The organism is Methanomethylovorans sp. (genome assembly GCF_050177135.1).
Lineage (GTDB): Archaea > Halobacteriota > Methanosarcinia > Methanosarcinales > Methanosarcinaceae > Methanomethylovorans.
The window spans coordinates 1-4,651 of the sequence record NZ_JBFXHJ010000158.1; the positions used below are offsets into that span (position 1 = coordinate 1).

The following is a 4,651-nucleotide window of genomic DNA, read 5'->3' on the forward strand; positions in this document are numbered from 1 at the left end:
GTGTTTGCGTGCCACTCTCATCTCACCGGTACACAAAGAACAAATTGCAAGAGGGGGATTATATCGTAATTTCATCCCGATCCCTGTATCAGGAGAAGCACGTATCAGCTCAGCAAGCTCAAAAGAGCCTTTACCTGTTAGTCCATTTGCCTCCACAATACTGCATCCGGGATTCACATCCAGGACCCTTTCCCGGAAAACTTCCCGTTCTGCCTGGGAAACCACGTCTCCCTTTGTCATGACCACCACATCTGCAGTGGTGAGCAGCGGGCCGACCTTAAGAGGGGTGTTCGGTCCGGTGGTCACATCGATGACACAAACAGCAAGGCAATCATCAGGATAGGGAGCACATCGAAGGCAAAGACCTGCAGTTTCATTAAGCAGCATGTCAGAACCCTGGGTCTCTGCCCATCTCAGCATTTCTTCTGTGTTGTAGATCGTAAAATGGTCAGGACACATGTCCTTAGCAAGTCCTACCTGCACAGGTATTCCAAGCCTCTGGAACCTCTGGTCATCATCTGTCCACAGACAATCGATCTTGACCACTGCAGGGGAATTTCCCAGGGATACAAGAGCTTTGATCGTGTGAAGCAACACAGAAGTTTTACCTGACCCAGGAGTACCTGCAATTACAACAAGTTTCATACCGTACCCTCAACAAGGTCTCCCCTGCGGATGGTTTCTCTGAGGGAGAGCAGCCAGTTGTCCACTTCAGCTATCTTGCAACAGACCTGTTGTTCCTGTGAGCTTGTAGTAATAACATCCACCATGCCGCCATTTTTCATCACTATCCTGCGGGTGGCCATGAGTGCAAGTACAGGATCGTGGGTCACAACTACCACTATCTTGCCCTCACATGCAAGCAGTTCCAGAGCTTCCTGCTTTCTGATACCTGCATTTTCTATCTCATCGATGAGCACCACAGGCGAATCACTGATAACAGCAATGTCAGCTGTCATGAGAGAACGTGACTGACCGCCGCTAAGTGCTGTAAGATGGTGATGCAGGGCTATGGGTTCTCCGGTGAGGGTATTGGCAAGTTCCAAAACACGGTGCACAAGTCCTGGCCCCTTCCCTCTGCTTCTGGCGTGCATTATAAGGAAATCTTCCACGGTCATATCTGCCAGAAAGTGCATTTTCTGAGAGAGTTGAGCCACCAGTTTAAGCCGTGGGTCCACTCTGATCGAAGTGTCCGGTACTTCACCGTTAATAAGTATATGCCTGCCTGAAGAAGTATCCCCCCGGGCAAGCTGCTCAATATCATCTATAAGCGTGCTTTTTCCCGAGCCAGTGGGGCCAACTATGCCGATAATCTCACCTTTGTTTACTTCTATCCTGTCAATGGACTCTGGAATTCCTTCCTTGTTGACACCACCCAGAATGGTCAGTGTTATTACATCCCTCATATTCCTACCTCTTAAACTTTTCAGAAACTTTTTCTACGATCTTCAACTCTGCTTCCGGGTCATGAGCAGATACCCTCATATCAGGCGTAATAGAGATCAGGTTGTGATCCTTGTGCAATCTTTGCATTCCTCCGCCTGTGATATTAAGAACGATACTGTCATTATGGCCGATATTTCCATTTTTAACAGCTTCCATAAGAGCGGCAACTGCGACTGCAGCAGCCGGATTTATATCAATGCCTTCCAATTCTTCGAACAATTGATGTGCATAAGCTGCAGCAGCATTATCGATGCCATACATCCTGCCACCAGTGGCTTTCAGGGCATCCCGTACACCTCCTTTTACCGAAAATGGAGGTTTCCTGTTGAAAAGCACATCATCATACATGTCCCCGGGACATTCTTCATGCAGTACATCTTTAGTTCCAGCGCCGCCTGAACACAGACTGATCAGAGGAGCACATGGCAGGTTCTGTGCAAGATGCAATTGTGGTAATACTTTGCCAAAACGTCCGTCCTGCATAAGTCTAATGGATGCTTCCCAGGCGGAAATACCGCCAGTCCCGCTCCCAACGGCCTGGAAATAGTGCATAGGCAGTGTTTTCATAGCAAGCACGGCATCAAGCATCACTGTACCCATGCCATCCCTGCGTGCAATGTTCTTTGCTCCCCCTTCACTTACAAATCCCTCTCTAACCGATATTTTATTGGCAAGCTCGATGGCATTATAATAATCACCTTCGACAGTTACCAGGCATATTGAAGAAGTATCATCAGGAAGTGTCCAGAGCCGATGAGCACTATTCTGCGGAACGACAAGCAACAATGGCTGTCCTGTTATACAGCATACATGTGCAAAGGCACGGGCTGTATTCCCTGCTGAAGCAACAACCATTATCCTTTTGTCCAGTCTTTCCAGCAATCTCTGCATGGTAGGGAAAGCTTCCAGATCCTTGAAAGTGCAGGTCATCATGGAAGCATTCTTTTCAGGCCAGTATCCATTAAAAGCTATATATAGGTTCGAAAGACCCAGTTCCTTTGCAAAGGCCTCACTTTTATATGTTATTGTTTTGCCCGAACCTTCAGGGATAATGCCATTTACAGGCAGCCAATCATAGAATTTCCATATCCCTGGCAGATCTTTGAGGATGATCTGTGATGTCTTGTAAGAAGTGTGTAAAAGTGAATCATGTCCTTTGCTGCATGTCAAGGACATTGGGTCTTGTCTCTCACCACAGATAGGACAAATAACGGAATACTTATGCATAAGGCCAAGTTGGTAATACCTAATAAATAGATTTCCTTGAATAGAAATATGCTTGCCTTATCCGGATATAATCATTTAAAGAACATCCTGTAAAGGATACTCCATTTATCCGAAAGATCCCTGGTACAATTCAGCAGAGGCTCAGGATCCTGGCACGTAAATATTTCCGAGTGTCCTCACGATCTGCCATGAGGGGATATGAATTCCATGTATCTATAAATGTTGCACAGAGTTGCATACAACTCTCATCGAATTCCTTCTGGTCTTTTCCCTTCAATGCCACTGCAAGAGTATTATAAAAGAGCTTGAAATCATTCTTGTCTGCAACCGTTGCGTGCATTTCAGCAAGAGCATTGCTATCATAGATCTGAGAACCGAGCCTTTCGGATAAATAGGCCAGTGACTCATCCAGTATGCTGAAAAGGCTGAAGTATTCATTGAGCGCATAAAGGTTCTCTTGCATCTGAGACATCTCTGGCAGATCTATGAGCAATGCCCGAAGAGCATCCATGACAGCATCTCTTATAGCTTTGCAGATCTCCAGGTCCTTTCTCAAAAAGGACAGCGACCTTTCATCTTCAGTAAGAGGGAACAGCACTATATCAATGAGTTCCAGGTACAAAGATGCCAGTTCCTCAGGCTGCATGTAATTACCCCGCAGGAAATACCAGTTCCTGATCACAGGTAAGAAATATCTCTCATGGTTGAGGAAATGGGTGAACTCATGCTGTGCATAAGAACAAAGATCATCCCAGCTATCCTTTCCCATTAGCACGAGTCGAATGCTCTTATGCGAATCACAATACAGTCCGTCGGCAGGACAAAGCCTGTCAAAGTCCTCAGATATGTGCAACCTGAAGGAATCGAACCTTTGAAGTCCTTCAAGCAACATTATCTCATCTTCCGTACATCTGTCATCAAGTTTCTTCAGGATAAGATCGCCCATCAGAAGTGGTCTCAGTTCTCCAATGCCGGAAATATCCTGCTGTAACTGAAGGAGTTTATCTTTGTTCATCACATGCTCATCTTCTGCAAGCCTCTGTACTTCAAGCCGGACCTGTAGCAGAAAATCTTCATTGGTCCATCTTCGATATTGTGCTAAAAGGTCCGATATCATTCCATCCAGAAGCATAGCAACCTCTGAGTCAAGAACACCAAAGGTTGCAGCCCGTTCAATTAATAGGGGGCGCATCTTTGCATCATGAAGCTGCAACTGTTCCCTGAAATCCAGTTCATTTCTCTGCACGAGCATATATTCACGATATTCGGGAGCATTATATGTGAAGGGCGTGGCATTACAAAAAAAAGCAGCTGTTCTGTTAAGTGCCGAGCCTATTGTGTAAATAGAACGCCGACATAAAGAAACCTTCTTCCGCTGTGCATCGGCTTTGGGAACATGAGCCGTTTTGCGGCCCGTCCCAAAGAGCCTCTGCAGCATATCCAAGCGAATGATCACCTTCCATGCTGAAATGGATGATCAGTAATGGATCAAATATAGCTTAATTCTTAGTTTTCTTTTTTTCCAGTATTTTCCTGAATGCTTCACTGCCTGAGATCTCTCCCATTGTATAGAGCATCCGAACCTCAGCTCCGAAGTTGCCGATTATATCTTCCATGCGCCGGAAGCTCTCTTTTATCTTTTCCGGGGCCATTCCATGGTCACCGGATGCATTCGTTTCAAAATATGCGGCCACTATGCCATCTATCATGCCTTTCGGATGCCACTCATGTGGGGTTTTGGGCAGCATGCCCGTGGACTCCTGATACAGAGCAAGTGCATCAGCTGAGCGCCCTTCTCCAAACAGGCACAGGAGCATGCCTGATATTGCCTGCAGGTCCGCTGCATTGTCATCTCTTAGTTTGCGGTAGATCAGAGCAGCATCTTCAAAATTTCCATTTATGGCAAGTATCATACCCTTTGCATGGAGCACCTGTGGATCGGTGGGAGTTATCTTCAGGGCCTTGTCCAGATATCTGA

At 46.2% G+C, this 4,651-nt stretch carries 5 protein-coding genes; all 5 read right to left on the minus strand.

Going from position 1 to position 4,651, the window contains the following annotated elements; all coding sequences use genetic code 11:
* On the minus strand, positions 1 to 645 hold a 645-nt coding region (locus tag AB7U21_RS10430), incomplete at its 3' end, for a GTP-binding protein (RefSeq protein WP_428388863.1).
* A complete protein-coding gene (locus AB7U21_RS10435) occupies positions 642 to 1,406 on the minus strand; it encodes an ATP-binding cassette domain-containing protein (protein WP_298685787.1) in 765 nt (254 codons plus the stop codon). The genes AB7U21_RS10430 and AB7U21_RS10435, both read right to left, overlap by 4 nt.
* 4 nt (positions 1,407 to 1,410) lie before the next feature.
* A complete protein-coding gene (locus AB7U21_RS10440) occupies positions 1,411 to 2,673 on the minus strand; it encodes a cysteate synthase (protein WP_428388866.1) in 1,263 nt (420 codons plus the stop codon).
* Between the two features lie 130 nt (positions 2,674 to 2,803).
* The gene (locus AB7U21_RS10445; protein WP_428388868.1) at positions 2,804 to 4,117 is read right to left on the minus strand and encodes a hypothetical protein; all 1,314 of its coding nucleotides are present in this window, start codon (positions 4,115 to 4,117) and stop codon (positions 2,804 to 2,806) included.
* A gap of 55 nt (positions 4,118 to 4,172) precedes the next feature.
* The coding region (locus AB7U21_RS10450) for a tetratricopeptide repeat protein (RefSeq protein ID WP_428388870.1) at positions 4,173 to 4,651 on the minus strand (479 nt) is incomplete at its 5' end.